Origin of the sequence: Paraburkholderia sp. RL18-085-BIA-A (genome assembly GCF_046027075.1) — a bacterium.
Taxonomy (GTDB): domain Bacteria; phylum Pseudomonadota; class Gammaproteobacteria; order Burkholderiales; family Burkholderiaceae; genus Paraburkholderia.
In genome coordinates this window covers 1-1,438 of sequence record NZ_JARESU010000423.1, presented here as the reverse complement: position 1 = coordinate 1,438, position 1,438 = coordinate 1, and the positions used below count along the sequence as shown (strand labels likewise).

At 68.1% G+C, this 1,438-nt stretch carries 1 protein-coding gene; it reads left to right on the top strand.

The genetic code is table 11. The features are described from left to right. Nucleotides 1-41: 41 nt before the first annotated feature. Nucleotides 42-1,438 (top strand): efflux transporter outer membrane subunit (locus P0D89_RS52950; RefSeq protein WP_408379621.1); only part of this gene is annotated, 1,397 nt, incomplete at its 3' end.

Below are 1,438 nucleotides of genomic sequence, written 5' to 3'. Positions count from 1 at the left end.
GGCCGCGCATGGCTGAGCCCTGTCATCGAAAGGATTTGCCGATGTTTTCCATGTCTGCTTCAAGGCCGCTGCTGCGCCGCTCGGTCGTTGCCACGCTGATCGGCGCACTGCTGGGCGCATGCTCGACCTTGCCGCCTTACCAACGGCCCAGCGCCGCCGTGCCGGCGCAATACGCGGGCGCGACGCCCGGCTGGGCGCAGGCCGCGCCCGCCGACGCGGCGCCGCGCGGCCCCTGGTGGACTGTGTTCGACGATCCAGTGCTGAACCAGCTTGAAGCGCGCATCGACGTGTCGAACCAGACCGTGCGCAAGGCAGTCTCGATGGTGCAGCAGGCGCGTTCACTGGTCGACTATCAGCGCGCGGGCTTTTTCCCGACCGTCACCGCTGGAGTCGCGCAGCAGCGCTTTCGAACTTCGCAGAACGTCGTAGACAGAGCGCTCGCCGGCAAGACCGTGCCCGACTATTCCGTGGGCGTGACGGCGAGCTGGGAGCCGGACCTGTTCGGCCGGGTGCGCGACGCCGTGACCGGCGCGCGAGCCGACGCTGAGGCGAGCGAGGCGGACCTCGAAGGCGTGCGTCTGTCGATGAGCGCCGATCTGGCCGCCGACTATTTCGCGCTGCGCTCGCTCGACACGCAGAAGAAGCTGCTCGACGACAGCGTGAGCGCGTACGCCGCCGCGTTGAAGCTGTTGCAGCAGCAACTGGACAACGGCGCGATCGACGCGTCGGCGGTCGCGCAGGCCACCACGCAGCTGGAGGCGACGCGCACGCAGGATACCGACATCGACGTGCCACGCGCGCAGATGCAGCACGCGATCGCCACGTTGATCGGCGAACCGGCGTCGACTTTCACGCTGCCGCCGAACGGTTCGCTCGCGGCGGCGCCCGCCATTCCGGTCGGCGTGCCGTCGCAATTGCTGGAGCGGCGTCCCGATATCGCCGCCGCTGAACGGCGGGTGGCGTCGGCCAATGCGCGAATCGGCGTCGCGCACGCGGCGTTCTTCCCCGATCTGATGCTGTCGGCGAGCGCGGGGCTGGAGAGCACTTTCTTTGCGCCGTGGCTAAGCGCGCCGAGTCTGTTCTGGTCGCTCGGTTCGCAACTGGTCGGCACGCTGTTTGACGGCGGCCAACGGAGCGCGACGTTGCATGGCGCGAACGCACAGTACGACGGCACGGTCGCCGATTATCGCCAGTCCGTGCTGGTGGCGTTCCAGCAGGTCGAGGACAACCTGTCGGCGTTGAACGCGCTTGCCGACGAAGCCGCCAGCCAGCAGCGCGCGACCACCGCCGCCGATCTGTCGTTGCGGCTCACGACGAACCGCTACAACGCGGGCGCGGTCAGCTATCTCGACGTCGTGACCGCGCAGACGATCGCGTTGACGAATCAGATCGTCGCCAATCAGATCGCCGCGCGCCAGTTGGAGTCGAGCGTGTTGTT